Consider the following 24,826-nt stretch of genomic DNA (forward strand, 5'->3'; position numbering starts at 1 on the left):
CAAGGAGTATGTTATAGTTTTTTGTATGAAATCGAGGTGAACGTATTGTTTGAAATGTTAGTTCCCAAACTCCGGGTGAATACGGTATTCGATATTGCTCTGGACGAGCTGTATAGACAGGGATATCGCGGAATCATCACGGATCTGGATAACACACTGGTCGGTGCCAAAGCGCCTGTGGCTACTCCGGAGCTGTTGTTATGGTTCGAAAAGGTGAAGGAACTGGGCTTTAAGCTCATCATCGTATCTAACAATAACATGGAACGGGTGTCACGCTTTGCAACACCGCTTAATATTGAATTTGTGCACCAGGCTCGTAAACCGAGTAATGCTCCTTTTCTCAAAGCGATGAAGCAGATGGAGCTGCCACCTGAACAAACGATTGTGGTGGGAGACCAAATGCTTACTGATGTATACGGCGGCAATCGCCTTGGCCTGTATACTGTTTTGGTACTGCCAATCTCCGTCAAGGACGAGGGGTTCGGCACAAGGTTTAATCGCCGGGTAGAGCGGGTTGCTCTGACACGGCTTCGCAAAAAAGGATTGTGGCACGAGGAGGATAAATAGTAATGAACGAACAAAGCGAAACACAGCGTCCTGAGAAATGCAGCGGTTGCGGCATCAAGCTTCAGACGGAGCATAAGGATCAACCAGGATACCTTCCGGAGGTTGCACTTGAACGGGACCCGGTGATTTGCCAACGCTGTTTCCGGATTAAAAATTATAATGAGGCTTCATCTGTTTCGGTGAATCAGGATGAATTTCTTCGCCTGCTGAGTGGAGTAGGCGAGAAGAATGCGCTTGTTATTCATATTGTCGATATCTTCGATTTCGAAGGCAGTCTGATTTCCGGCCTGCAGCGCTTTGTTGGCAATAACCCTGTTATTCTTGCAGTGAATAAATGTGACTTGCTGCCTAAGGTTACAAACTGGAACAAGTTGCGTAACTGGATGCAGCAGCGCTGTAAAGAGGAAGGCTTGCGGACGGCTGAAATCGTACTTTGCAGTGCGAAACGCAATCAAGGTTTTGACCGTTTGCTGGAAGCCGTAACGGAGTTGCGCGGCCAACGTGACGTATATGTCGTGGGTGCTACCAATGTGGGCAAATCCACACTTATTAATCGTCTGATTTCGGACTATAGCGATTTGGAGCAGGAGTTAACGACTTCACGTTACCCTGGCACAACACTCGATACGGTCAAAATTCCATTGGATGATGGCCACTACATTATAGATACTCCAGGGATTGTGTATCCTTGGCGTTATAGTGAATTAGTAGAGCGTCAGGATCTGGATGCAGTTATGCCTGCCAATCCTTTGAAGCCAACAGTCTATCAGTTGAACGAAGGACAGACTCTTTTCTTCGGTGGACTGGGACGTTTTGATTTCGTACAAGGCCCGCATCAATCCTTCACTTGCTTTATTAGTGGTACTTTAAAAATCCATCGCACGAAGCTGGAACGCGCAGATTCCCTCTATCAGGATCATCGCGGTGAAATGCTGTCTCCACCGGGAAGTGACCGGATGGACAAGCTGCCACCTTGGCAGCGGCATGAGTTCCGGATTAATCGGGGCAGCCGATCCGATCTGTACATTTCGGGTCTGGGCTGGATTAAGGTTAATGGAACTGAAGGTGCAGTTGTGGCCATTCACGTTCCGCGTGGGGTGAAGGTGCTTACCCGCCCTTCGATGATTTAACGAGGGAGGATAATCTATTGTCTACAACAGCAGTCGAAGGCTACAATAGCGGTAATATTCTACTCGGTGTAATGGGAGATCCTATTATACAATCCAAATCTCCGATTATGCATGAAGCAGCGCTGCGAGCGCTGGGAATTCCGGGTGCTTATGTACCGCTTCATATCCACCCGGAGAAGCTGGGCGATGCGGTGCAAGCGATCCGTACGCTTGGTTTCCGTGGAGTGAATGTGACGATTCCGCATAAGGTTGCGGTGATGGAGTATTTGGATGTATTAGATGAGAGTGCAGTAGCCGTTGGTGCAGTCAATACGATTGTTAATGATAACGGAGTGCTCACCGGATATAATACGGATGGAATCGGTTATGTGCGTTCGCTCAAAGCGGAAGCTATTTCTGATTTGTCTGGTGCGAAGATTATGGTTATCGGGGCCGGTGGAGCAGCAAGAGGAATTGTTGCCGCACTACTTCAAGAGAAACCTTCTTCAATCATTATTGCTAATCGCAGCGCTGAGAAGGCAGAGGACTTGGCGACACAGTGCCGGAGCAAAGGGAATGTCATCGGGATTAGCATGAACGAAGTAGCAGAAATGCTAAGTGGTGTAGACGTGCTGATCAATACTACCTCCGTAGGTATGTATCCTCATATGGATGAGACACCGATAGATCCTGGACTGCTTCGTGAAGGAATGGTCGTAAGCGATCTGATTTATAATCCGCTGCGCACGCGGCTATTGTTGGAAGGACTCGAACGGGGCTGCACGATTCATGGAGGCCTTGGTATGTTTGTCTATCAGGGAGCTTATGCTCTGGAGTATTGGACAGGGCAGCCTGCTCCTACGGAAATCATGCGGCAGACCATTCTGGATTGTTTGGGTGGAAATGAGTAAGAAATGGATTCATTAAGTTAGGGTAATAATAGGTAATAATATATGTTAATTAAGGAGTTATTCATTTATGTTAACTGGTAAACAAACACGGTATCTTCGTTCATTGGCGCACCATCTCGATCCTATTTTTCAAGTGGGCAAAGGTGGAGTAAACGATCACCTCGTACGCCATATTGAAGAAGCTATTGAGAAGCGCGAGCTTATGAAGATTAGTATACTGAGCAATAATATTGAGAATCCCAAGGAAATCGGTGCTGCTCTGGCTGAACAATCGGGTTCTGAGCTTGTGCAAGTGATCGGTAAGACTGTCGTTCTATACAAAGAATCACGTGATAACAAAACCATTGAGCTGCCGCGTTAATAGCTGTAAGTATACCTTACCGAGGAGGTCGTCCTCTTGAAAGTTGGAATTATGGGAGGTACCTTTGATCCTCTTCATATCGGTCATATGATGGCAGCGGAAGCCGCAAGAGATACTTATGGTCTGCAAGAGGTATGGTTTATGCCTTCACATATCCCGCCTCATAAACATGAGGCAGGTGTATCTGGAGAAGACCGGCTAGCAATGGTGCAGGAAGCGGTGAAGAATCACGAAGCTTTTTGCACATTAGATTGGGAAGTTGTCAGAGGTGGCGTCTCCTATACCTATGAGACCATAAGACGTCTGCAAGAGGAGTATCCGCATTTCGATCTTTATTTCATCATTGGAGCGGATATGGTCCAGTATTTGCCGAAATGGAACGAGATTGAAGAACTGGTGCAGCGGCTTACATTTATTGGTGTGGGTCGTCCGGGAACACCTCTTGATCTAGATGCATTGCCAGACTTTATAGCAAAAAAGGTATTGCTTGCAGATATGCCACTGGTTGATATTTCGTCAACGATGTTAAGAGAACGGGCGGCAGCAGGTAAATCTATTCGTTATATGGTTCCAGAGGCAGTGTTCGATTATGTTCAAAGGAGTGGATTGTATGGCATACGGCCGCGAAGCGCTGATTGAGGCGGTCTCCACACAGATGCCTGATAAGCGCTGGAAGCATACACTCGGCGTGATGGAGACATCTATTCAACTGGCGAAGCAATATGGTGCTGACCCTGAACGTGCAGAGACAGCAGCGATTCTGCATGATGTGGCCAAGTATTGGCCGGTTGAGCGAATGAAGGAGATCATTGAACAAAATCAATTGAATTTGGATCTTCTGGTGTATGACAAGCAGATGTGGCATTCGGAAGTAGGCGCCTTTGTAGCTGAGAAAGACTATGGGATTACGGATCCTGATATTATCAATGCGATTCGTTTCCATACCTCAGGCCGTGAAGACATGAGTTTACTTGAAAAAATCGTCTGCCTAGCTGACTACATCGAGCCTGGGCGTGATTTTCCCGGGGTTGATAAGATACGCGAGAAGGCACAAGTAAGTTTGGAAGAAGGATTAGTCGCTGGGTTCGATTCTACGATTAGTTTGTTACTGGAGAAACGCCGGGTGATTTTCCCCTTAACGGTACTGGCGCGTAATGATTTAGTTAGAATATTGGAGGATAAAATATGAGTGTACAACCAAGCAAGCTGTTAGAACTGGCCCTTAAGGCTGTTGAAGATAAAAAAGCAATGAACGTCGTGGCACTAGATCTACGTAATGTTTCACCAATCAGTGATTACTTTATCGTATGTCACGGTAACTCGGATATTCAGGTACAGGCGATCGCTACCGAAGTCCGTAAAGTAGTTCATGAAGCAGGCGGAGTCATCAAAGGGATTGAAGGCATGGATTCAGCACGCTGGGTGCTGATGGATCTTGGCGATGTTATCGTTCATATATTCCACCGCGATGAGCGTGAATATTACAATATCGAGCGTCTGTGGTCCGATGCCAAGGTTGTGGAGACTGTATGAGCCTGATTGCAGGAACTACGGTTACACTTCATGTAGAGCGGGAAGTTTCCCCATACGGATTCTTTTTAAATGCTGGAGACCAAGATGTTATGCTGCATTATACGGAGCTGACAGAGAAGGTAAAAGCCGGTGATAAAGTTGAAGTTTTCATTTTCTTTGATACCGAGGACCGTCTTGCGGCAACGATGAAAAAACCATTTTTGACGCTGGGCGAGATGGCGTTATTGGAAGTGGCTGATATTCATCCGCGTCTGGGCTGCTTTTTGGAGATGGGTCTTGGACGTCAGCTGCTGCTGCCTATCCGTGAGCTTCCAGAGCTTCCAGAGCTGCGTCCGCAGGTTGGAGACTATGTGTTTGCGATCATGGAGCATGATAAACAGGGGCGTCTGCGTGCCAAGCTGGCCGGAGAACAGGAGCTTGCTCCACTAGCTCTGCCTGCACCTGAATCTTGGATGGGACAGACTGTAACAGCCCGAGTGTATAAGCCGCTGCAAATGGGTACTTTTGTACTTGTGGATGCGGGTGTTCTAGGCTTTGGGATTATCGGTATGGTCCATTCATCTGAGCGGAGCCGTCTGCTGCGTCTTGGTGAGCAGTTTGAAGCACGTGTCTCTCATATCCGTGAGGATGGACGTGTTAACCTTTCTATGGGTCTCCGTAAAGAAGTGGGGATGGATGTAGATTCTGCCGCACTTTTGGAGTTCTTAAATGCTCGTCCAGGTGGAGCGATGCCTTATTCGGATGCTACGCCGCCAGATATTATCAAACAACGGTTCGGAATCAGTAAATCCGCCTTCAAGCGTGCACTTGGGAAGCTGATGAAGGAAGGCCATATTACTCAAAAAGAGAATTGGACTTATCTTGTTGCTAAAGATAATGAAGAAGGAACAACCGAAGGGCAAGAAGAAACGACGGATTAAGCTTACGATTCAATAGACGTAATTTATAAAATGTTGTTATAGAAAGCGGTGTAATTGTGTCTTCCTATGGGAAATTTGCTTATGTATACGATGAGCTTATGGCAGATATGCCGTATCCAGATTGGATATCCTTTGCTGAAGCCGCATGGAGTAAATACGGCAAGCCGTTAACTGTAGCCGAGCTTGGCTGTGGTACAGGGAGTATTACAATTCCTTTGGCGGGTTCAGGATACCATATGACCGGAATCGATTTATCTTCTGACATGCTCTCAGTGGCACAGCGCAAAATGGAGGAGCATCCCCAGGGACGGCGCTTTTTGCGTGAAGGCAGTGTTCGTTGGATTAGACAAAATATGAAGGAATGGGAGCTTCCGGAGCTGGTGGATTCTGTGATTTCCTTTTGTGATTGTCTGAATTATGTGTTGGAAGAGGATGACATCAGCGCTGTTTTTGCCAGTACCTATGCAGGGTTAAAGCAAGGCGGAACCTTTCTGTTCGATGTGCATCATCCAAACACACTAATTCGTTATGAAGAAGAACAGCCCTTTATTCTGGACGAGCCATCTGTGTCTTATATTTGGACTTGTGAGATGGATGTTCCACGCCGCGAAATTGAACATCATCTGTCCATTTTTGCCCGTGAAGACGGACACAGCGATCGCTATCGCCGATTCGAAGAGACCCATATTCAGCGTGCCTACGATCCTAACTGGATGAAGGAAGAGCTGCTTAAGGCTGGGTTTAGTGATGTGAAGATCTATGCCGATTTCGAGTGGGTAGAGGCAGAAGATGATGCTGAACGATTATTTTATGTAGCTATAAAATAAATATTCAAAATGCTAAGAGGGGCTGTCCCATAAGCTATGAAAATAGCTGCTGGGACAGCCCCTTTTTTGACCTTAGCTGATTGCTGGCGGAAGCGAGTGGAATACTGCTGTTGGAAGCACCTAGGTTGACGCTGCCGGAAACAAGTGTGTTTCCGCTATCGAATGCTCATGCATTACCGCTGGCGTGAGCGTGTGGGTTCTCGCTCTCGAAAGCTCATATATTGCCGTTTTGCGGAAGCGTGTAGGTTCTCGCTCTCGAATGCTCATGCATCGCCCTTTTCGGATGCGTGTAGGTTTTCACTATCCAACACACATACATGCACAACTACCATCAGATATCCGTATTAGTACTAGCTATCGGACCCAGCGGACCTTATACGCAGCATTTGCTAATATTTTGGGTGCTATCGGACTCCATTGCAGCTATTGGCTTGAAAAACGTCCAATATTGGTCATTTTCCAAGGGATAGCGTCACTGGAGTCCGAAAACATGCTCCAAGGGCTAAAAATATGCAAATAACGTCATTTGGGTCCGTGAGCCACGTGAGATACATGTGAGATGATGGGGACAAGGTTGGAGTAACCAGCCAGCGACCCAAACATAAACAGCGATTCTCCGATATCAGGAGAATCGCTGTTTTTATGACTTCATTCGTTGGAGCAGCTTGTAATTGCGCCAACATAATAAATACAAAATAAACCGGGCAGTGTTCATACCACCCGGCATCTTCCAATCCTTACCGATGCTCAAACAGATCAATGGCACCCAATACGACATGAGCCAGACCAAATCCAAGTACGCCTGTTGCTGCCATCTTATACTTGCTTCCAAGAAAAGCGGCGCTAGAAGCGGTTACGACGGTTCCAAGAACAGCGGGAATTAGACCTTCACGCATTCGAAACACTCCTTCTCGGTGGTTTGGGAGACAAAGTTATTATGGTTCAATATCGAAAAAATATACGAAGCTCAAAAAGACCCTAAATCAGCGTTAGCTGAATTTAGGGTCTTTTTATTTAGATTAGGGTTGGTTACTCTGCTATTATAACAGCGTTACGAGGGAGGCCCTCTCCAACTTCATGTACATCATACAACACACGTGCCAGTAGGTCCTGGCTATAATTGCCGAAATGTTTTCCGTAAATCGTGAGTCCACGTTTGTTTGTAGGCTTGTCGGTTACTGCGATACGGAATGTGAGTTCACTTTTGTAATCCAATTGAATATCATCAAGGGTCACATCAGAAATCCGACAGCCATCAATGAAGCTGCCTTCATTATTGATACGGATCAGCTTCAGCATGCCGTATTGGTTTAGGTGCGGAGGCCACCAATCGGGGTTAAACGTTCCCCGGGTATCTCCGAAATCGCCAGGGCTAGTCCAGAATCCGATTTCAATTCCATTTAAATAGAAATAAAGGTCGGACGGATAGTTATCGTTAGACCCAGGAGCTTCAGAGCCGATCTCCATCGAGAACTGAATTTCGCGGAACGTTTGGTTGGCTTTAAGGTAGTTTGGAATTCTATATTCGAGGAACCCTTCAGCCATCCAAATAATTTCGGATTCAATTCGCTGCGGATCTGCAAAATAACGCGGCTCGTCGAAATCCCCGATGATGCTATCTTTGGTAGCCAGTCCACAAGTTGGAACAGCCTGATAGTTGCTGTAATGACCTACTTGAATTTCTACTTCGTAAAGATTATCAACATCCTTGCTGCGAAGGTCAACAATAAGCTTGTCCTTATTTAAATAGCAGACCTTTTGAATACCGTGTTTGCCCACTGATGTGTTTATCTCAATGAGACCGCTTTCTTCTAACTTTTTAATATGCATGGTAATGGCGCCGTTGCTGAGGTTCAGTTTTTTGGCAATTTCATTCAGGTTCAAGGCTTGATTGGTGGCAAGGAGCTCTAAAATGAGGATTCTGATTTCTGAGCTTAGTGCCTTGAAAATTTCTAATCCACTCATTAAATCTTTAATATAGATCATTTTATCAATACCTTCTTCCGATTACGTCATAAATTATACTATTTTATAAAATTATAAACTAATAAGGCATATAAATAAAGTATACTTCCTTATTTTGTAGAATGGTCAAATATAAGAGGGATTTTTGGCATGATTTTCTTTTAATTTAGTAAAATTTAAACAAACAAAGGATTAAACTAAAGAAAAAAACGATTATTTCGCCATAATTCATTTATTTCGAGTTTAATTTCATATAAATATGAAAAGATTTATAGAAATATATTTACAAGGCTTTTTATATATGTTATTTTATATTGTAAGCGAATACATATTTTTTCATTTTAAATTTAATATTTATTGCTACTCAAGCTGTTGCTATTTCTGAGGTGATAATCGAATGGTAAAAAAAACAACAGATCTTGTCTTTCCAAGTTCCCCGGGGAACATGCCAATGTATGATTTATCAGTGATTGATATCGAGTCTTTATGGACGATTCACAACACACATGATCCAGGCATTATTAAAACAGATGAGGGTTACTATGTTTTTTCTACCGACATAAGAGTTGGAGGAGAATTACGTCCAGGCGTAATGGTTCGGAAATCACAGGATCTTATCCATTGGGAATGGGTTCATTATGCGCTGCCGGGAATTCCCCAAGTTGCGAAGGAATGGGCAGGGGCTACTAATTTATGGGCACCCGATGTGGTGAAATATGGTGATCAGTACCGAATGTATTACTCGGCCTCCTCTTTCGGAAGTAGACAATCGCTAATCGGACTTCAAACTTCATCTTCTATTGAGGGACCTTGGACCGACGAAGGTGTAGTGATTCAGACGCGTGCTGAAGATTCACTGAATGCGATTGATGCAAATGTGCTTACGGATGCAGATGGACGGATGTGGATGGTGTATGGTTCTTTTTTTGGTGGAATTCATATCATTGAGCTGAATGCGGAAACGGGCAAACCGAAGCAAGAAGGTTTTGGTACGCTGATCGCTAAACGGGATAATACCATTAAAGATGGAGCAGTTGAAGGACCGTACATAGTGTATAACGAGCAATTCAAAAAATACTATTTGTTCGTCTCCTATGACTCCCTGTTCGAAGATTATAACGTTCGTGTCGCTCGTGCAGATACTATTACCGGCCCATATGTGGATTATAACGGACGAGATATGAGTGATAGTGCGCATCAACCCCGATATGAGGTCGGCAATAAAATACTGGGTGGCTATCGCTTTGGACAAGATCCAGGTTGGATTGCTCCCGGCCATAACTCAGTTCTTCATGAGGATGGCAGCTATTATATAGTTCATCATGCACGTGGTGAAATCGATAAACATTGGTCCTATTTACAGGTTCGTCGAATTCTGTGGACAGAGGATGGTTGGCCTGTTGTATCTCCAGAACGGTATGCGGGTGAAGTGGAACAGGATATTCCAGAACAGCTAATCGCAGGACAGTGGGAATGGATTGTAATGGACCCCTCAGTGGATGGCCAGATTCAGTCTGCCCTCATAAGTCTATCCTCTGACTTTAAGCTGGAAGGTGCGAATGGAAAAGGAAGCTGGTCTTTTGATGGACGCAGAGTTCTGACCTTGGTATGGAATGATGTTGTCGAGGGTAAAGGCCGGATAGAGAAGGTGCAATTGCTTCCGTCATGGGATTGGGAGAAAGAAACTCAGACCCTTGTATTTACTGGATTAAATGAAAATGGAATTTCCATCTGGGGTAAGCAAAAGAATGGAGAAGAGAATAGATGACTACTATCAAGCTACATGCAGGTAAAGGAATTAATAAGATTAGCAAGTATCTATATGGTCATTTTGCCGAGCATTTGGGCAGATGTATCTATGATGGGATTTATGTGGGGGAAGATTCGCCGATTCCGAACACCAAGGGCTTTCGCAACGACATCCTAGCAGCACTCAAAAAAGTTAATATTCCTGTCCTTCGTTGGCCGGGGGGCTGTTTTGCCGATGAGTATCATTGGAAGGATGGCGTCGGTCCAAAAGAAACCCGTAAGCGGATGGTGAATACGCACTGGGGCGGTGTCGTCGAGAATAATCATTTTGGGACGCATGAATTTTTTGAATTATGTGAGTTGCTGGATTGTGAACCATATATCTGCGGGAATGTTGGCAGTGGCACTGTTCAGGAGATGTCAGAGTGGGTTGAATATATGACCTTTGAAGGCGAATCACCGATGGCGGACTGGCGTCGTGAAAATGGGCGTGAAGAGCCGTGGAAGTTGAAGTATTTTGGTGTAGGTAATGAGAACTGGGGCTGCGGCGGCAATATGCGTCCAGAATATTATGCAGATTTGTACAGACGTTACCAGACATATGTGCGTAATTATGGTGAAAATCAGATCTATAGAATCGCTGGTGGCGCCAACGTTGATGATTATAATTGGACAGAAGTGCTAATGCGCGAAGCTGGACGGTTTATGGATGGTCTCAGTCTTCATTCGTATACGATTCCTGGAAGCTGGGAAGAGAAACGTTACGCTTTAGGTTTTGACGAAGCCGAATGGTTTGAGACTATGCAAAAAACCTTGCATATGGATGAACTGATTACCAAACATTCAGCGGTAATGGATAAATATGATCCGGATAAGCGGGTTGGAATGATTATAGATGAGTGGGGAACCTGGTTCTTAAGTGAACCTGGTACGAATCCAGGGTTCCTGTATCAGCAGAATACACTCAGGGATGCATTGGTAGCAGGGGTAACGCTGAATATTTTCCAAAAGCATAGCAGTCGTGTGCAAATGGCGAATTTGGCTCAAGTGGTCAATGTACTGCAGGCTCTTATCCTGACGGAGGGCGACAAGATGATTCTAACGCCTACCTATCATGTATTTGAAATGTACAAAGAGCATCAGGATAATGAACTGCTTGAAGTAACTGTTGAGAGCCCTGATTATACGTTTGGGGATCTAACAATTCCACAGATTAGCGTTTCTGCTTCTCGCGATACGAATGGCAAAGTATATGTTTCTCTCTGTAACTTGAGCCATAATGACAGCGCATCGCTAAGTATTGGTATTGAAGAGGTTACCTTTAGCAAAGTGACAGGTCAGATCTTAACGCATTCCGTGCTGGGTGCGCACAATACGTTTGAGGCACCGGATACAGTTACTCCAGTAGCTTTTGAGGGTGCATCTTTATCGGGTGAAAAGCTGAGCTGTGAGCTTCCACCTGCTTCTGTAGTAGTCTTGACTCTGGAATAATATCATGTCAGAGAATCAAGAAAAAAACCGTCGCTGCAAAAGCTGTGATGAGAACATGAGAATAAGCCCAGAAAAACTGGAGCGTTTAATAGAAATAGCCACTAGAGAAAGACCCTTAGCGCCGGAGGAGCAATATTTGCAGCGTATTGAACATTGCCGAGATTGCTCTGGCCTGCAATTTGGTAGCACTTGCCGTTATTGTGGCTGCCTCGTAGAGGTGAGAACAAGATTACAGGACTCTACTTGCCCTTATCCCTCGGCACCTCGCTGGGAGTGAATACTAAGTTTTTGAAAAGGACGTGAAAATCATCAAACAAAATTTGCTAGCTGCTACGCCCCCGATGGGCTGGAATAGTTGGGACTGTTACGGAGCCAGTGTAAATGAAGAAGAAGTAAGAGGCAACGCAGAATATATGGCTACCCATTTGAAGGACTTTGGTTGGGAATATGTAGTTGTGGATATTCAGTGGTATGAGCCTGGAGCGAATTCTTCGCAGTATCGCAACTTTGTACCACTGGTTATGGATGAGTACTCCAGACTTCAACCTGCTGAGAATCGGTTTCCTTCCGCAGCGGGAGGCAAAGGGTTTGCGCCACTCGCTGAATATGTGCATGGATTGGGTTTGAAATTCGGTATACACATTATGCGCGGAATTCCGCGTCAGGCTGCTCATGCGGCCAGTGCCATACTAGGATCTGAGCAAACCGCACGCGATGTGGCTCACCCAAATTCTATTTGTCCATGGAATACGGACATGTATGGAGTTGATGCTTCAAAAGAAGGCAGTCAGGCGTATTATGACTCGCTGTTCCAGTTGTATGCCAGTTGGGGCGTGGATTATGTGAAAGTGGATGATATTGCCGCTTCTCGCATTTATGGATACCACAAAGAAGAAGTTGCTATGATCCGTAAGGCTATTGACCGCAGTGGTCGCGAGATGGTGCTCAGTCTTTCGCCTGGACCTGCTCCAGTGGAAGAGGATGAACACTTAGCCGGACACGCTAACCTTTGGAGAATGACCGATGATTACTGGGATCATTGGCATCTGCTGCGCGGGATGTTTGAGCGCTGTGAGAAATGGGCTCCTTATGTTCAGCCGGGCCATTGGCCGGATTGTGACATGCTGCCGTTAGGTCATCTGGGCATTCGTTCTGTAGATGGCGGGGGAGACCGGTTCACGCGGTTTACTCATGACGAGCAGGTCACCATGATGACACTTTGGAGTATTTTCCGCTCCCCGTTAATGTTTGGAGGAGAACTTCGGGACAATGATGATTGGACATTATCTTTATTGACCAATAAGGAAGTGCTTCATCTGCATCGTTATGGTAAAGGCGGCAGACAGGTAGCGCTAAATGAGGAGCATGCGATCTGGACATCTGAGGATGAACAAGGTAACCATTATGTAGCTTTGTTTAATCTTAGCGATGAAACATTAACGCTTCAGGTATCATTCGAGCAGCTTAATGTTTCAATTCCTAGTACTATACGTGATCTATGGCAGAGCCGCGATTTGGAAGTAGTTAACGAAGGTATTTCTCAAACTCTTCCACAGCATGGTTCTGTATTGTTAAAGTTTAAATAGAGGAGAGAGATTATGAATACGAGTGTAGAATATAAAAATCCATTGGTGGAGCAGCGTGCTGATCCATGGGTATATAAACATACAGATGGTTATTACTACTTTATTGCTTCTGTCCCAGAATACGACCGGATCGAAGTGCGGAGAGCAACAACAATCGAGGGATTGGCTGCTGCAGAACCGGCTGTAGCTTGGCGTAAATATGAGACGGGTCCGCTTAGTGCAAACATTTGGGCACCAGAGCTCCATTATATTGACGGGAAATGGTACATTTATTTCGCAGCGGCGCGTACTACGGAGACGAAGGATGGATTATTCGATCACCGTATGTTTGCTCTTGAGAATGAATCTGCCAATCCTTTAGAAGGAACATGGGTAGAAAAAGGCCAGGTGAAAACCGCTTGGGAATCCTTCGCTTTGGATGCAACCACCTTCCAGCACAAAGGAAAATTGTATTATGTATGGGCACAGAAGGACCTGAATATTGAGGGAAATTCTAATCTGTATATTTCTGAAATGAGTAATCCATGGACGCTAACTGGTCCTCAGACGATGATTGCTACTCCTGAATATGACTGGGAAATTATTGGGTACAAGGTAAACGAAGGAGCTGCAGTGCTTAAACGTAACGGCCGTATCTTTATCAGCTTCTCGGCTAGCGCTACGGATTTCAATTACTGCATGGGACTTTTGGTTGCGGATGAAGACAGCGATCTGCTGGACGCCGCTTCATGGACCAAACTGCCGGAACCGGTATTCCAGACCCACGAAGAGAATGGACAATATGGTCCAGGTCATAACAGTTTTACTGTAAATGAAAATGGGGAAGATGTACTCATCTACCACTGCCGCAATTATAAAGAAATTACTGGCGATCCGCTGTATGATCCGAACCGTCATACTCGTGCTCAAGTCTTCCATTGGAATGAAGATGGTACGCCGAATTTTGGGGTTCCCGTTAAGGATGCTGCTAAACAATAATTCGTTGAGTATATAAAAAAGAGGGTTACTCATAAGCCATGTAGATGGCTGCTGAGTAACCCTCTTTCTTATGTTGCACCTTAAGGTATATATTGTTGAACGATCGAAGTAATTACGCCGTCCTGAATGGTGATGTGATACGGGAACTGGCTCAAGTCGATGACATCCGTATTATTAAATTGATCCATAAATTGCTGTAAGGTGATGGACTCATTCCAGTTGATATCCAAGTCTTCCATGTTGCCAGTGTGATCAAAAATTTGCATCGTCACTGTGGCGTTATCCGCTATCGGATAAGTTGTTAGAGTATCAACATCATTTACAATATAATAACTGTCTGGAGCTCCGCCGATTTCTGCTGCAGCTTCTGGATCTCTTTCAGCAAAGATTCGATCGGCATCAGCACCCTGATACCAGTTTATTTCATCGGTCGTACCGGAGAGCTTGCCATGGTCGGATTCAATAGTATGAAAGTAAACTGTTTGATGCTGGGTCTTGTCACTATCTTGCGCATCTACCCGTGTTCCAACGGTACTTGCAGAAGTAATGAGGGAAAGAAACAACAGAACAACAACCGGTAACACATACGCTGACTTTTTCTTAAACATTATTAATCTCCCCCTTGAGATATGTAAGACGTTGTATAAAACTTATTACCCGCTCCGTTTTTTCTTAAACGGGTTATATATTACTCTTTACGTGAAATGAGCAGTTTTTGTTGCATTTTTTTAAAAGTTTTTTTAAAAAGCAATGAGAAGTCACGAGTTCCCTAAAATGAATAGTAAAAGCTTATCTCCTCGGGCATATTAAAATATCAAAACATGCAGATTAGGGGGAGCAGCGAATGGGCGGAATACTACGGATTTATAGGAACGATTGGCGTAACTTATTCAGAGTTCCTGTGGCCGTATTGCTGGTTGCCGCTTTGGTGGTATTGCCCTCCGTGTATGATTGGGTGAACGTTGCGTCAGTATGGGATCCTTATAGCAATACTTCTGGCATTAAAATTGCAGTTACCAGCTTAGATGAAGGTACTAAGGTACAGGAGAAGGATTTTAATATCGGGAATGAGGTCATGGAAAGTCTTCGGAGCAATAAAAACCTGGGCTGGACCTTTGTAGATGCAGAGACTGCACATAATGGTGTCAAACGCGGAGACTACTATGCCAGTATTGTTATCCCTGCTAATTTCTCCAAACGAATGACTGGAATTCTTGATGGAACGATTGTGAAACCAGAAATCGAATATACCGTCAATGAGAAAATAAATGCGATTGCTCCTAAAATCACGGATAAGGGCGCCACTTCAATCACCACACAGATCAGTGAGAATTTCACGGAAACGATTAGTGAGACGGTATTTACTGTTTTAAGTCAAATCGATAAGGAATTTCAATCTGAATTGCCCATTATACGCAAGGTAGAAAAAGGATTGTTCAAATTAGAGGCGAGTCTGCCAGAAATTGAAACCGCAGGTAAACGTGTATTGAAAATTCAGGAAAATTGGCCGCAGATTCATGCTTCAGCAGAGCGTATTTCCACATTGGAGAATAAGCTGCCAGAGGTGGAAAAAGCGGGTGAGGCTTTAGAGAAAATTGCTGAGCATTGGCCGCAAATCGCGAGTACCTTAGATCATTTAGGGGGGCTACAGGACAAGCTGCCCAAGATTGAAGAAGCGGCACAGCTAATCGTTCAACTTGATAACCATTATGGTGAAGTTGAACAGATCATGGCTCAGGCCTCGCAAGGTCTTACGAAAGCGCATAAAATCGTTAATGCTGCCTTAACAGCACTGCCTGAGGCAGAAAAGATTGCCACTGCCGGAAATGATTTTGTTCTGGAACTTCAACAATTTTTGGAGAAGAGCAGTGCTGCATTTGAAGCTGTTCCAGCAGCTATCAAACAGAATCTTAATCTCCTACAGCAAACGGAGAACTCAGTGGTCAAGCTTGCTGAACAGTTAAAGGGAGAGGATAACGAGCCGCAAGCTGTACGTGAGCAGCTGGAGGTACTCTCAGCACAGTTGGCTGCAGGAAGCAGCGTGATTGAACACACACTTTCTATGTTAAATGCATTGAACACATTTTCGCCTGAAACAGTGTCTATTGCTGAGATTGCGGCATTGAAAGGTGTGGACAGTGTTTTGAACAGTCAGAAGTCTTTGGTAAATGCTATGACGGCTGACCTTCAGAATAAGGAAGACGCTGATTCCAGTGCAATTAACGAATTGTTCCTAAAGTCAGGTCTTGGGAAGCTGGCGATTGCGAAGCTTATCTCAGGGTATGATTCCTCGACAATCCCTGCCATAAAAAATACACTGGAGCAAATAACTTCGGCGGCAGATGTCACAGCCACCGCATTGCAGCAGGTGCCAGATCGCTTACCCGCGCTGGGTACCCTGCTGGAAGAGACAGTGTCGGCGATTGAGTTTGGGCAGACAAGCTTAGCTAGTCTGCAGCAGGATTTGCCAGCTATACGCGAAGCGGTCCACACAGCAGCCAGTGGGGTTGCCGATCAGACCCAGGGCTTTGGTGCCTTCATCCGAGATACACTTCCGCTATTGGAGAGTAGCTTGCCTACTGCAGGGGAAAAGATACAGCAAGCTGCGAACTTCGTGCGTCAGGATCTGCCTACTGTAGAAGAGCGGGTTCATCAGGTCTCGGAGTTGATTCGTACAGGACTCCCCCGTGCGGATAAAGGAGTGGCGCTTGCCGCAGATTTGGTGAGAAATGATCTTCCAGTACTGGAAGACTCGATTCGAAAAGCCGCTTCCACGATCCGCCAAATTAAAGAGGAGATTGATCTGGGGGAGATTGCACAACTGCTCGGAGGAGATATTAAGAGCAAAAGTGATTTTTTGGCCAATCCGGTAGTGTTAAAAGAGAATAAGTTATATCCCATTCCGAATTATGGCTCGGCAATGACTCCTTTTTATGTGGTACTTTCCTTATGGGTCGGAGGCACACTGCTTGTCTCCCTTCTCCGCACAGGTGTGGATACGGGTGGGCTAACGTACAAAAGATATCAATTGTATTTTGGCCGCCTGCTGACCTTCCTTACGGTGGGAATTCTTCAGGGGCTGGTGGCTGTCCTTGGCAACATTTTTATTCTGCACTGTTATGTGGTGAATAAGGTGTGGTTTGTACTTTTTGGAGTGTTAATCAGCATCGTGTTCGTAACCATTGTATTTACGCTTGTCGCTGTATTTGGCAACCTGGGAAAAGGAATAGCGATCGTGTTCATGGTGCTTCAATTCTCTAGCTCCGGCGGTACATTTCCGATTAGTACGACAGGGCGTTTTTTTCAAATATTAAATCCGTATATGCCGTTTACCTATGCAATTAGTCTGATGCGGGAGGCGGTTGGGGGAATTCTGCCAGAAGTGGCGATTCGTGATGTGATCTATCTGATTATCTTCGGTGTGCTGGCACTCTTGCTGGCATTACTCCTCAAGAAACCACTGGAGCCTTTTATCCATAAGGCTTCTGAACAAGCCGAAGAGTCTAAATTGATTTCTTAAAGAAAAAGAGGATGTGCCTAAGCCATGGTGATGGCTTTTGGCACAACCTCTTTTGTGTACTATATGGCAAGTTTGCAATAGGTTATCTTGCAGGAGCAAAATCAGCTACTGGCTTAAGAATCTCCTCGATCTGCTGTAAAGTATCAGCGGAGAGTACCGCATCTACAGCTTTGGCGTTTTCTGCAACTTGTTCTGGCTTACTGGCACCAATTAATGCTGAACTTACACCAGGCTGGCGCAGGATCCAAGCCAATGCCAATTGCGACAGCTTCAGGTCTAAACTGTGAGCGAGTTCAACCAGCTGTCCAACCACAGACAACACATCATCACGGAGGTAGCTGGAGATTACACCATTAACTGAATTATCCGCAGCACGGGTTCCTGCTGGAGGTTGTTGTCCCGGTTTATATTTGCCAGTCAGAATTCCTTGCGCCAGTGGAGAGAAGACCACTTGGCCCAGCCCCTCACGCTGGGATACTTCAAGGACCTCGTCTTCAATATAACGTTCGAACATATTATAGATGGGTTGATTGGAGATCAGTGGACGCAGATTCAGTCTGCGGCTGATACCAGCAGCATTAGAGATTTGGGCTGCGCTCCATTCGCTAACAGCGGAGTAGAGAATCTTGCCTTGAGCTGTGAGATCATCCAGTGCGCGTAGAGTCTCCTCTACAGGGGTCTCTGTATCGAAGCGATGACAATAATATACATCAATATAATCAGTGCCTAAGCGGCGGAGGCTGGCCTCACATTGCTCCATAATGTGCTTGCGGGACAAGCCACGGTTATTAACATCGTCTCCCATGGGGAAAAAGACCTTTGTGCTTAGCACATAAGATGATCTTTCATAGGAACGTAGAGCAGCACCCATCGCTTTTTCGCCTTCGCCACGGTTATATGCATTAGCCGTATCAAAGAAATTGATACCGCATTCAAAAGCTTTGCTTATACAAGCATCGGCTGCCTTTTGCTCTGCTGCGGTTCCATATGTAAGCCAACTGCCTAGTCCGATCTCACTGATTTTGAGCCCTGAATTGCCTAGTCTTCTATATTTCATTTTTCTCTTTCCTCCTTGTATTCTATATGATAACTTTACTTGTATTATAGGAGACATTCAAGTTGAATGATTAATATACTAGTAATCAAGGAGATGAAAGATTCAATGACTAATCCAGCTACTAAAAAATCAAAAGTGATCTTATTTCAGGGTGACTCCATTACGGATGGGAATCGAGGTCGTGATGAAGACCCGAATCATATTCTTGGACATAGCTATGCGTATATCATCGGAGGCAAGCTAGGGAATGAGCGGGCAGAAGAAAATCTGGTATTCTATAACCGCGGAGTGAGTGGAGATCGAATCTCCGATTTATATGCACGCTGGAATGAAGATGCAATTAGCTTGCAGCCTGACATCATTAGTATATTGATTGGGGTAAACGATATTTGGAGAATGATGAAAGGGGAACCAAGTGGAGTTACGGACCGTTTTGAACGCGCTTACCGTCACGTACTTGAAGAAACACGTGAAGTTCTGCCACATACGAAGCTGGTTTTATGTGAGCCTTTTATTTTAAATACCGGAGCTCCAGCTGAACAGTGGACAGAATGGGAAGCGAAGATTACACATTATCAGGGAGTGGTTAAGCAGCTGTCTGAGCAATTTGATACAGTTTATGTACCTCTACAGGATGCTTTCAACGCAGCTGCAGAGAGAGCAGAGGCAGCCTATTGGCTGTGGGACGGCGTTCACCCGACGACTGCCGGGCATGATCTGATTGCTGGGGAATGGCTGAAGGTCGTTTTGGAAAGTGGTCTTTTAAACAATTAAGTTATAAAGTCATTACCTCTCTTTATCTATGCACCTACTGATCACTCAGCGGGCGCATAGATAAGAGATACATGGTAATTATTTAAGAAATCGATCCATTCCTCAGAAGGCTTCTGATCTGTAACGATATAATCCACTCTATCAAAGCTGAACAACTTAATGAACGCGGTCCGGTCAAATTTGGAGTGATCTACGAGCAGAACCACTTTATTCGCCTGCTGCTGCATAAGCACCTTCAGTTCGCTTTCTTCTTCATTTGAATCACTTAGACCGCCTGTCATGGACAATGCTTTACAGCTGAATATGGCTACATCCACATTATATTTTCGAATTGTCTGTGAAGCGGTATTTCCAACAAAGGAGCTGGTCTCGGGGCCTAAAATTCCACCTGTGGAAATCAGCTTTTGACCGGAGTGTTGAAATTCAGATAATACCACCAGAGAGTTCGTAATAATTGTCAGATTGTTTTTCTCCTCAATAATTCTACGCAAGGCTTCAAACACCGTTGAGCTCGTATCCGTCACCAAGCTGTCTCCATCATTGATTAATTGCAGTACATTATCGGCTATGATTCGCTTCGCTTCAATATTGACCTGATGCCTGCTGGTATAGGAAGGATCTTCATTGGTATGGGCGTTGAGAATGGCTCCACCATAATTTTTTTTGGCAAGACCTTCTTTGTCCAGTTTATCTAGATCCCGCCGAATGGTCTCTTCCGAGACGTTGAATTTTTGCGCTAGCTCTGCGACATGGACCTTCTTCTGTCTGTAAAGCTCTTTAATAATTAGATCCCGTCGTTCAAATGCTTTCATTCGTTCACTCACCTTTATATATAAATCGTCTGCTTTCTAGTGTACTACATTGTTGTTTAAATCTAAAAATAATTACATATTCACATAAAACCACAATATATAATAATGATATCACATAAAACCACACTTTTGTTTAGGTAATATGTTGTTTTGTGTTGACTAAAGCGCTTGCAGATTTTATGATGAAGGAGAAATAGATCTATTAACGATGACTCTAAGATGATCTTGAGGAGGAACGGCATTGATAGAAAACTATCCGAAAATTGGTATCCGCCCAACCATTGATGGCAGAAGAAGAGGCGTTCGTGAATCACTGGAAGAGCAAACGATGGGCATGGCTCAGCGGGTGGCTAAGTTTATTGAAGCGAATTTAAGGTATCCAAATGGGAGTCCTGTAGAGTGCATCATCGCCGATTCTACGATCGGTGGTGTTAAAGAAGCTGCTGCGGCGGCTCAGAAATTCTCCGGGGCTAACGTAGGGGTGTCGATCACCGTGACGCCTTGCTGGTGTTATGGCTCAGAGACAATGGATATGGATTCATCCATTCCGCATGCCGTGTGGGGATTTAACGGAACGGAACGGCCGGGTGCTGTGTATCTAGCTGCTGTTCTCTCTGCGTATGCTCAAAAGGGAATTCCTGCGTTTGGTATCTATGGTGAAGATGTTCAAGAGTCTAGCAGTGAAGAGATTCCAGCGGATGTGCAGTCTAAATTGCTACAGTTTGCTAGAGCAGGCTTAGCAGTTGCTCAAATGAAGGGGAAATCATATTTATCTATGGGTTCTGTTTCGATGGGGATTGCGGGTTCCATTGTGAATGAACAATTTTTCCAAGAGTATCTGGGCATGCGCAATGAATATATAGATATGTCTGAATATGTCCGGCGCTTTGAAGAAGAGATTTATGATAAAGAGGAATTTAAGCGGGCGCTTGCCTGGACTAAAGAAAACTGCCAAGTTGGCGCTGATAATAATCCGCAGCATCTGCAAATCAGTGCAGAAGAGAAAGAGAAGCAGTGGGAGACTTGTGTGAAAATGACATTGATCGCCCGCGACCTGATGATCGGCAATCCGGTTCTCGCTGAGCTTGGTTTTGAGGAGGAAGCTAACGGCCACAATGCAATTGTTGGCGGTTTCCAAGGCCAGAGACAATGGACGGACCATTTCCCTAACGGCGATTTCATGGAGACGATGTTGAATTCTTCTTTTGACTGGAACGGCAAACGGGCACCTTATCTCGTAGCGACAGAGAATGACAGCCTGAATGGGGTAACGATGTTGTTCAATTATTTGCTTACAAATACAGCACAAATTTTTGCTGATGTCCGAACCTTCTGGAGTCCCGATGCCGTTAAGCGAGTGACGGGTCATCAATTGGAGGGAGAAGCAGCTCACGGAATACTGCATCTGATCAACTCTGGTTCGGCAGCGCTTGATGGCACAGGTGAGCAGAGGATAGAGGGTAAGCCTGCAATCAAACCGTTTTGGGAGATTTCAGACGAAGAGGCTGAGGCTTGTCTAAGCAATACACAATTCCGGCCAGCTTCTCAAGAATATTTCCGGGGAGGCGGCTTCTCTACCGATTATTTAACCAAAGGCGGAATGCCGGTTACTATGGCTCGCTTGAACCTGGTGAAGGGGCTTGGACCTGTTCTTCAGCTTGTTGAAGGTTACACTGTAGAGCTGCCTGAAGAGGTTCATCATATTTTGGATCAAAGAACAGATCCGACCTGGCCGACGACCTGGTTCGCTCCTAAGCTAACTAACAGTGGTTCATTCCAATCGGTATATGATGTCATGAATAATTGGGGCGCGAATCATGGGGCGATCAGTTATGACCATATCGGGGCGGATCTAATTACGCTGGCGTCGATTTTGCGTATTCCAGTAAGTATGCATAACGTTGAGGAATCACGTATTTTCAGACCACGGGTGTGGTCGTTATTTGGGACGGAGAATCTGGAAGGAGCAGATTACAGAGCCTGTCAGAATTTCGGACCGCTATATTAAAATCTTCTTGTGAAGCAGGTGTGCGTGAAATGGGTGATACGATTAAGCTTCTGGCTATGGATCTTGGCGCCAGCTCCGGAAGAGTGATGTTGGGATTGTATGACGGTAACACCCTTCGCATGGAAGAAATTCATCGGTTTGCTAATACCCCGGTGTATATTGGCGGGCATTTGTATTGGGATGTTTTGAAGCTCTTCCACGAAATGAAAAAAGGAATCCAGAGAGCTTATAGGGCGCGTGGAAAATTGAGATCTCTAAGCGTGGATACGTGGGGAGTCGATTACGGTTTTATTGATAAAAGAGGGATGTTGCTCTATTCCCCCCATCATTATAGGGATAAGAGAATGGGAAGTCATCGTCAAGGGTTGGAGGTACTGCTTCCGCCAAGGGAGCAATTTAGCGTTACTGGTATTCAACCGAGCTTGATTAATACGGTTTATCAGCTGTTTGCTGATTTTCAGGATAATGATTCTCTGCTAGAGGTCGCAGATACTATTTTAATGATGCCAGACCTGTTCCACTATTTGTTCTCTGGTATCGCGGCAGCAGAAAGCACGATTTGGAGTACAAGTGGCTTAATGGACGCTGTATCTGGTGAAGTCTCTACTGAAGTATTTAGCAGGCTTAGTATCCCGGTTAGCCTAGTGCCACAACAGGTTCAATCGGGGACGGTCATTGGTCCTATCCTTCCGGTAATTCAAGAGGAGCTTAGCGTTGGTCCAATGGAGGTAATTGCGGGTGCTTCTCATGATACGGCTTCAGCAGTAGCTTCCATTCCGTATTCTCTTAAGGATAATGCAGCATTTATAAGCTGTGGAACATGGTCGATAGTGGGCATGGAGACGCCTGAAGCTGTCATTACAGAGAAAAGCTATGAATACGGATTCACAAATGAGCAGTGTTACGGCCAATCTAATCGTTTGCTCAAAAATATAACGGGACTATGGATTTTGCAGGAGCTGCAAAGGAATTGGGCAGAAGCGGGAAAATACGTCAGCCAAGGCCAAATGGTTGAGCTAGCTGAAACCATAAATCATGCCCCAGCAATTATTGATCCGAATGATGAACTGTTTAGTACACCCGGTGTGATGACCCAACGGATTAGAGAATATTGCGAACGAACAGGCCAGCAAGCCCCCTACACGAAAGCTGAGATTATTCGCGTCATACTTGAGAGCTTAGCAGAGTCCTATCGCCATACGATTAACGAAATGGAAGAGATCACCGGCAAAAAAATCAATATCATTCATATGGTCGGTGGTGGGATTCAGAATGAACTGCTCTGTCAGCTTACCGCTAATATTACGGGGAGAAAAGTTGTAGCAGGGCCTGTGGAAGCTAGTGCAATTGGCAATATAATTATTCAACTGGCTGCCCTAGGGGAATTGGAAATCTCCGAGGGCAAGCAGGTAGTGGAAAGATCTTTTGCCTTTAAGACATATCAGCCTTCTTTGGTGAAGGTTTGTGAAAAATAGGATACGAGGAGAGAAACCCTATGGATACATTGGAACAAAAATTACGTTTGCAGATTTGTGATATCGGGAGAAACCTGTTTAATAAAGATTTTATCGCGGCTAATGATGGGAATATTTCTGCTCGCTTATCAGAGAATGTAATTCTGACTACCCCCAGAGCGGTGAGTAAGGGATATTTAGAGCCTCATATGCTTGTAAAAGTGAATCTGCAAGGTGAAGTCCTTGAAGCTGCTGAAGGCTACAGACCCTCAACGGAAGCAAAAATGCATCTAAGAATTTATAATGAGCTGCCAGAGATGAAGGGCGTGGTCCATGCACATCCCCCGTATGCTACTGCATTTGCCATAAAAGGTGAGGCGCTCGACAAGATGATGATGCCAGAGTCGGTGATTATGATCGGAGATATTCCGTTGGCGGAATATGGAACACCATCGACGGAAGAAATTCCAGATTCACTGATGCCTTTCCTGGGCAAAAAAACTGCGGTCCTGCTCGAGAATCACGGAGCCCTTACTTGGGGAGAAGATGTTATGGAAGCATATCTGAATATGGAACGGCTTGAGTATACGGCCAAGCTCACCTTCATTACCCGGATGATTGGCGGGGAGAGAGAATTGCCGCAGCATCGGATTGATGAGCTGGTAGCGTTGCGATCATTTTATGGGAAGTAAAGAGGTGCCTTATGTTAAAAGGAATTCCTAAGCTGCTCTCTCCGGAGCTGGTGCGCATTCTGATGGAAATGGGTCATGGGGATGAGCTTGTATTGGCTGATGCTAATTATCCCGGACATTCGTTGAATCCGAGGGTACTGAGATATGATGGCATCGGTATTCCTGACCTGCTGGATGCCATCTTAGAGTTGTTACCTCTGGATCATTATGCAGAGCAACAGGTGGCTTTTATGGCAGTGGTGGCTGGAGATCCAACTGTGCCGGTCATCTGGTCCACATACGAGACTATCATTGCCAAGCATGATGCTGAAGCGACGATTAAACATGAGGAACGTTTTGATTTCTATAACCGTTCTAAGCAAAGTTATGCGGTTATAGTTACTGGTGAAGAAGCATTGTATGGGAATGTTATTCTTAAAAAAGGCGTTATTAAAAGTTAAAATAACGGAAATGAAGCCGCTAACCGCTTGGGTGACCAAGGAGTTAGCGGCTTTTTATGCTGTAAGGATAAG

General features: G+C 45.1%; 25 protein-coding genes. 20 read left to right on the forward strand and 5 right to left on the reverse strand.

Going from position 1 to position 24,826, the window contains the following annotated elements; translation table 11 throughout:
- The first annotated feature begins 45 nt into the window (after positions 1–45).
- The 9 genes from PODO_RS07385 (at position 46) to PODO_RS07425 (ending at position 6,228) form a co-directional block, all read left to right on the forward strand.
- Positions 46–567 (forward strand): YqeG family HAD IIIA-type phosphatase, encoded by a 522-nt coding sequence (locus tag PODO_RS07385; protein ID WP_036675921.1) that lies wholly within the window; start codon positions 46–48, stop codon positions 565–567.
- A 2-nt stretch (positions 568–569) separates the two neighbouring features.
- Positions 570–1,697, forward strand: a complete 1,128-nt coding sequence (gene yqeH / locus PODO_RS07390) for a ribosome biogenesis GTPase YqeH (RefSeq protein ID WP_036675707.1) — start codon at positions 570–572, stop codon at positions 1,695–1,697.
- A gap of 17 nt (positions 1,698–1,714) precedes the next feature.
- A complete protein-coding gene (gene aroE, locus PODO_RS07395) occupies positions 1,715–2,587 on the forward strand; it encodes a shikimate dehydrogenase (RefSeq protein ID WP_036675705.1) in 873 nt (290 codons plus the stop codon).
- 67 nt (positions 2,588–2,654) lie between these two features.
- The gene (yhbY, locus tag PODO_RS07400) at positions 2,655–2,948 is read left to right on the forward strand and encodes a ribosome assembly RNA-binding protein YhbY (RefSeq protein WP_036675703.1); all 294 of its coding nucleotides are present in this window, start codon (positions 2,655–2,657) and stop codon (positions 2,946–2,948) included.
- Positions 2,949–2,984: 36 nt separating this feature from the next.
- On the forward strand, positions 2,985–3,587 hold the full coding sequence (locus tag PODO_RS07405) for a nicotinate-nucleotide adenylyltransferase (RefSeq protein WP_036675702.1): 603 nt from the start codon (positions 2,985–2,987) through the stop codon (positions 3,585–3,587).
- The gene (gene yqeK, locus PODO_RS07410; protein ID WP_036675700.1) at positions 3,559–4,137 is read left to right on the forward strand and encodes a bis(5'-nucleosyl)-tetraphosphatase (symmetrical) YqeK; all 579 of its coding nucleotides are present in this window, start codon (positions 3,559–3,561) and stop codon (positions 4,135–4,137) included. The genes PODO_RS07405 and yqeK overlap by 29 nt, the downstream gene beginning before the upstream one ends.
- Entirely contained in the window at positions 4,134–4,481 is a 348-nt protein-coding gene (gene rsfS, locus PODO_RS07415) for a ribosome silencing factor (RefSeq protein WP_036675699.1), read from the forward strand. Before yqeK ends, rsfS begins: the two co-directional genes overlap by 4 nt.
- Positions 4,478–5,401 carry a CvfB family protein gene (locus tag PODO_RS07420; RefSeq protein WP_036675697.1) on the forward strand — a complete coding sequence of 308 codons (924 nt, stop codon included), beginning with the start codon at positions 4,478–4,480 and terminating at the stop codon, positions 5,399–5,401. Before rsfS ends, PODO_RS07420 begins: the two co-directional genes overlap by 4 nt.
- 56 nt (positions 5,402–5,457) lie before the next feature.
- Positions 5,458–6,228, forward strand: coding sequence for a class I SAM-dependent DNA methyltransferase (locus tag PODO_RS07425; protein ID WP_038569469.1), 771 nt, complete (start codon positions 5,458–5,460; stop codon positions 6,226–6,228).
- 737 nt (positions 6,229–6,965) lie between these two features.
- Here the strand turns inward: PODO_RS07425 and PODO_RS07430 are convergent.
- Positions 6,966–7,124, reverse strand: coding sequence for a hypothetical protein (locus PODO_RS07430; protein WP_036675694.1), 159 nt, complete (start codon positions 7,122–7,124; stop codon positions 6,966–6,968).
- Between the two features lie 133 nt (positions 7,125–7,257).
- A complete protein-coding gene (locus PODO_RS07435) occupies positions 7,258–8,214 on the reverse strand; it encodes an ArsR/SmtB family transcription factor (protein WP_036675692.1) in 957 nt (318 codons plus the stop codon).
- Positions 8,215–8,590: 376 nt separating this feature from the next.
- Here PODO_RS07435 and PODO_RS07440 point away from each other — a divergent pair, with 376 nt between their 5' ends.
- Genes PODO_RS07440 through PODO_RS07455 form a run of 5 tightly spaced genes read left to right on the forward strand, consistent with a single transcriptional unit; the run spans position 8,591 to position 13,997 of the window.
- Positions 8,591–9,961, forward strand: coding sequence for an arabinan endo-1,5-alpha-L-arabinosidase (locus tag PODO_RS07440; RefSeq protein ID WP_038569471.1), 1,371 nt, complete (start codon positions 8,591–8,593; stop codon positions 9,959–9,961).
- A complete protein-coding gene (locus PODO_RS07445) occupies positions 9,958–11,433 on the forward strand; it encodes an alpha-N-arabinofuranosidase (RefSeq protein ID WP_051490865.1) in 1,476 nt (491 codons plus the stop codon). Before PODO_RS07440 ends, PODO_RS07445 begins: the two co-directional genes overlap by 4 nt.
- A gap of 4 nt (positions 11,434–11,437) precedes the next feature.
- Positions 11,438–11,710 (forward strand): DUF6171 family protein, encoded by a 273-nt coding sequence (locus PODO_RS31830; protein ID WP_076106144.1) that lies wholly within the window; start codon positions 11,438–11,440, stop codon positions 11,708–11,710.
- Between the two features lie 31 nt (positions 11,711–11,741).
- Positions 11,742–13,019, forward strand: coding sequence for a glycoside hydrolase family 27 protein (locus PODO_RS07450; protein WP_038574245.1), 1,278 nt, complete (start codon positions 11,742–11,744; stop codon positions 13,017–13,019).
- 12 nt (positions 13,020–13,031) lie between these two features.
- Entirely contained in the window at positions 13,032–13,997 is a 966-nt protein-coding gene (locus PODO_RS07455; protein ID WP_036675689.1) for a glycoside hydrolase family 43 protein, read from the forward strand.
- Positions 13,998–14,077: 80 nt separating this feature from the next.
- Here PODO_RS07455 and PODO_RS07460 read toward each other — a convergent pair whose 3' ends face one another.
- Positions 14,078–14,605, reverse strand: coding sequence for a hypothetical protein (locus tag PODO_RS07460; RefSeq protein ID WP_038569473.1), 528 nt, complete (start codon positions 14,603–14,605; stop codon positions 14,078–14,080).
- A gap of 236 nt (positions 14,606–14,841) precedes the next feature.
- On the opposite strand from PODO_RS07460, the gene PODO_RS07465 reads away from it, so the two are divergent.
- Complete coding sequence (locus PODO_RS07465) at positions 14,842–17,517, forward strand: YhgE/Pip domain-containing protein (protein WP_038569474.1); 2,676 nt, start codon at positions 14,842–14,844, stop codon at positions 17,515–17,517.
- Positions 17,518–17,599: 82 nt separating this feature from the next.
- On the opposite strand, the gene PODO_RS07470 is transcribed toward PODO_RS07465, so the two are convergent.
- Positions 17,600–18,574, reverse strand: a complete 975-nt coding sequence (locus PODO_RS07470; RefSeq protein WP_036675684.1) for an aldo/keto reductase family protein — start codon at positions 18,572–18,574, stop codon at positions 17,600–17,602.
- A 66-nt stretch (positions 18,575–18,640) separates the two neighbouring features.
- Here PODO_RS07470 and PODO_RS07475 point away from each other — a divergent pair, with 66 nt between their 5' ends.
- Positions 18,641–19,348, forward strand: a complete 708-nt coding sequence (locus tag PODO_RS07475) for an SGNH/GDSL hydrolase family protein (protein ID WP_051490864.1) — start codon at positions 18,641–18,643, stop codon at positions 19,346–19,348.
- A 41-nt stretch (positions 19,349–19,389) separates the two neighbouring features.
- Here PODO_RS07475 and PODO_RS07480 read toward each other — a convergent pair whose 3' ends face one another.
- On the reverse strand, positions 19,390–20,160 hold the full coding sequence (locus tag PODO_RS07480) for a DeoR/GlpR family DNA-binding transcription regulator (RefSeq protein WP_036675683.1): 771 nt from the start codon (positions 20,158–20,160) through the stop codon (positions 19,390–19,392).
- Between the two features lie 244 nt (positions 20,161–20,404).
- Between PODO_RS07480 and PODO_RS07485 the strand changes: the two genes are divergently transcribed.
- From PODO_RS07485 to fucU, 4 genes are read left to right on the forward strand one after another with little or no spacing between them, the layout of a single operon-like run.
- The gene (locus PODO_RS07485; protein WP_051490888.1) at positions 20,405–22,168 is read left to right on the forward strand and encodes an L-fucose isomerase; all 1,764 of its coding nucleotides are present in this window, start codon (positions 20,405–20,407) and stop codon (positions 22,166–22,168) included.
- A gap of 29 nt (positions 22,169–22,197) precedes the next feature.
- On the forward strand, positions 22,198–23,643 hold the full coding sequence (locus PODO_RS07490) for a rhamnulokinase (protein WP_038569476.1): 1,446 nt from the start codon (positions 22,198–22,200) through the stop codon (positions 23,641–23,643).
- Between the two features lie 20 nt (positions 23,644–23,663).
- Positions 23,664–24,314 (forward strand): class II aldolase/adducin family protein, encoded by a 651-nt coding sequence (locus tag PODO_RS07495; RefSeq protein WP_038569477.1) that lies wholly within the window; start codon positions 23,664–23,666, stop codon positions 24,312–24,314.
- An 11-nt stretch (positions 24,315–24,325) separates the two neighbouring features.
- Entirely contained in the window at positions 24,326–24,754 is a 429-nt protein-coding gene (gene fucU / locus PODO_RS07500) for an L-fucose mutarotase (protein WP_036675675.1), read from the forward strand.
- Positions 24,755–24,826: the final 72 nt, after the last annotated feature.

It is taken from the genome of Paenibacillus odorifer (genome assembly GCF_000758725.1).
Lineage (GTDB): Bacteria > Bacillota > Bacilli > Paenibacillales > Paenibacillaceae > Paenibacillus_AQ > Paenibacillus_AQ odorifer.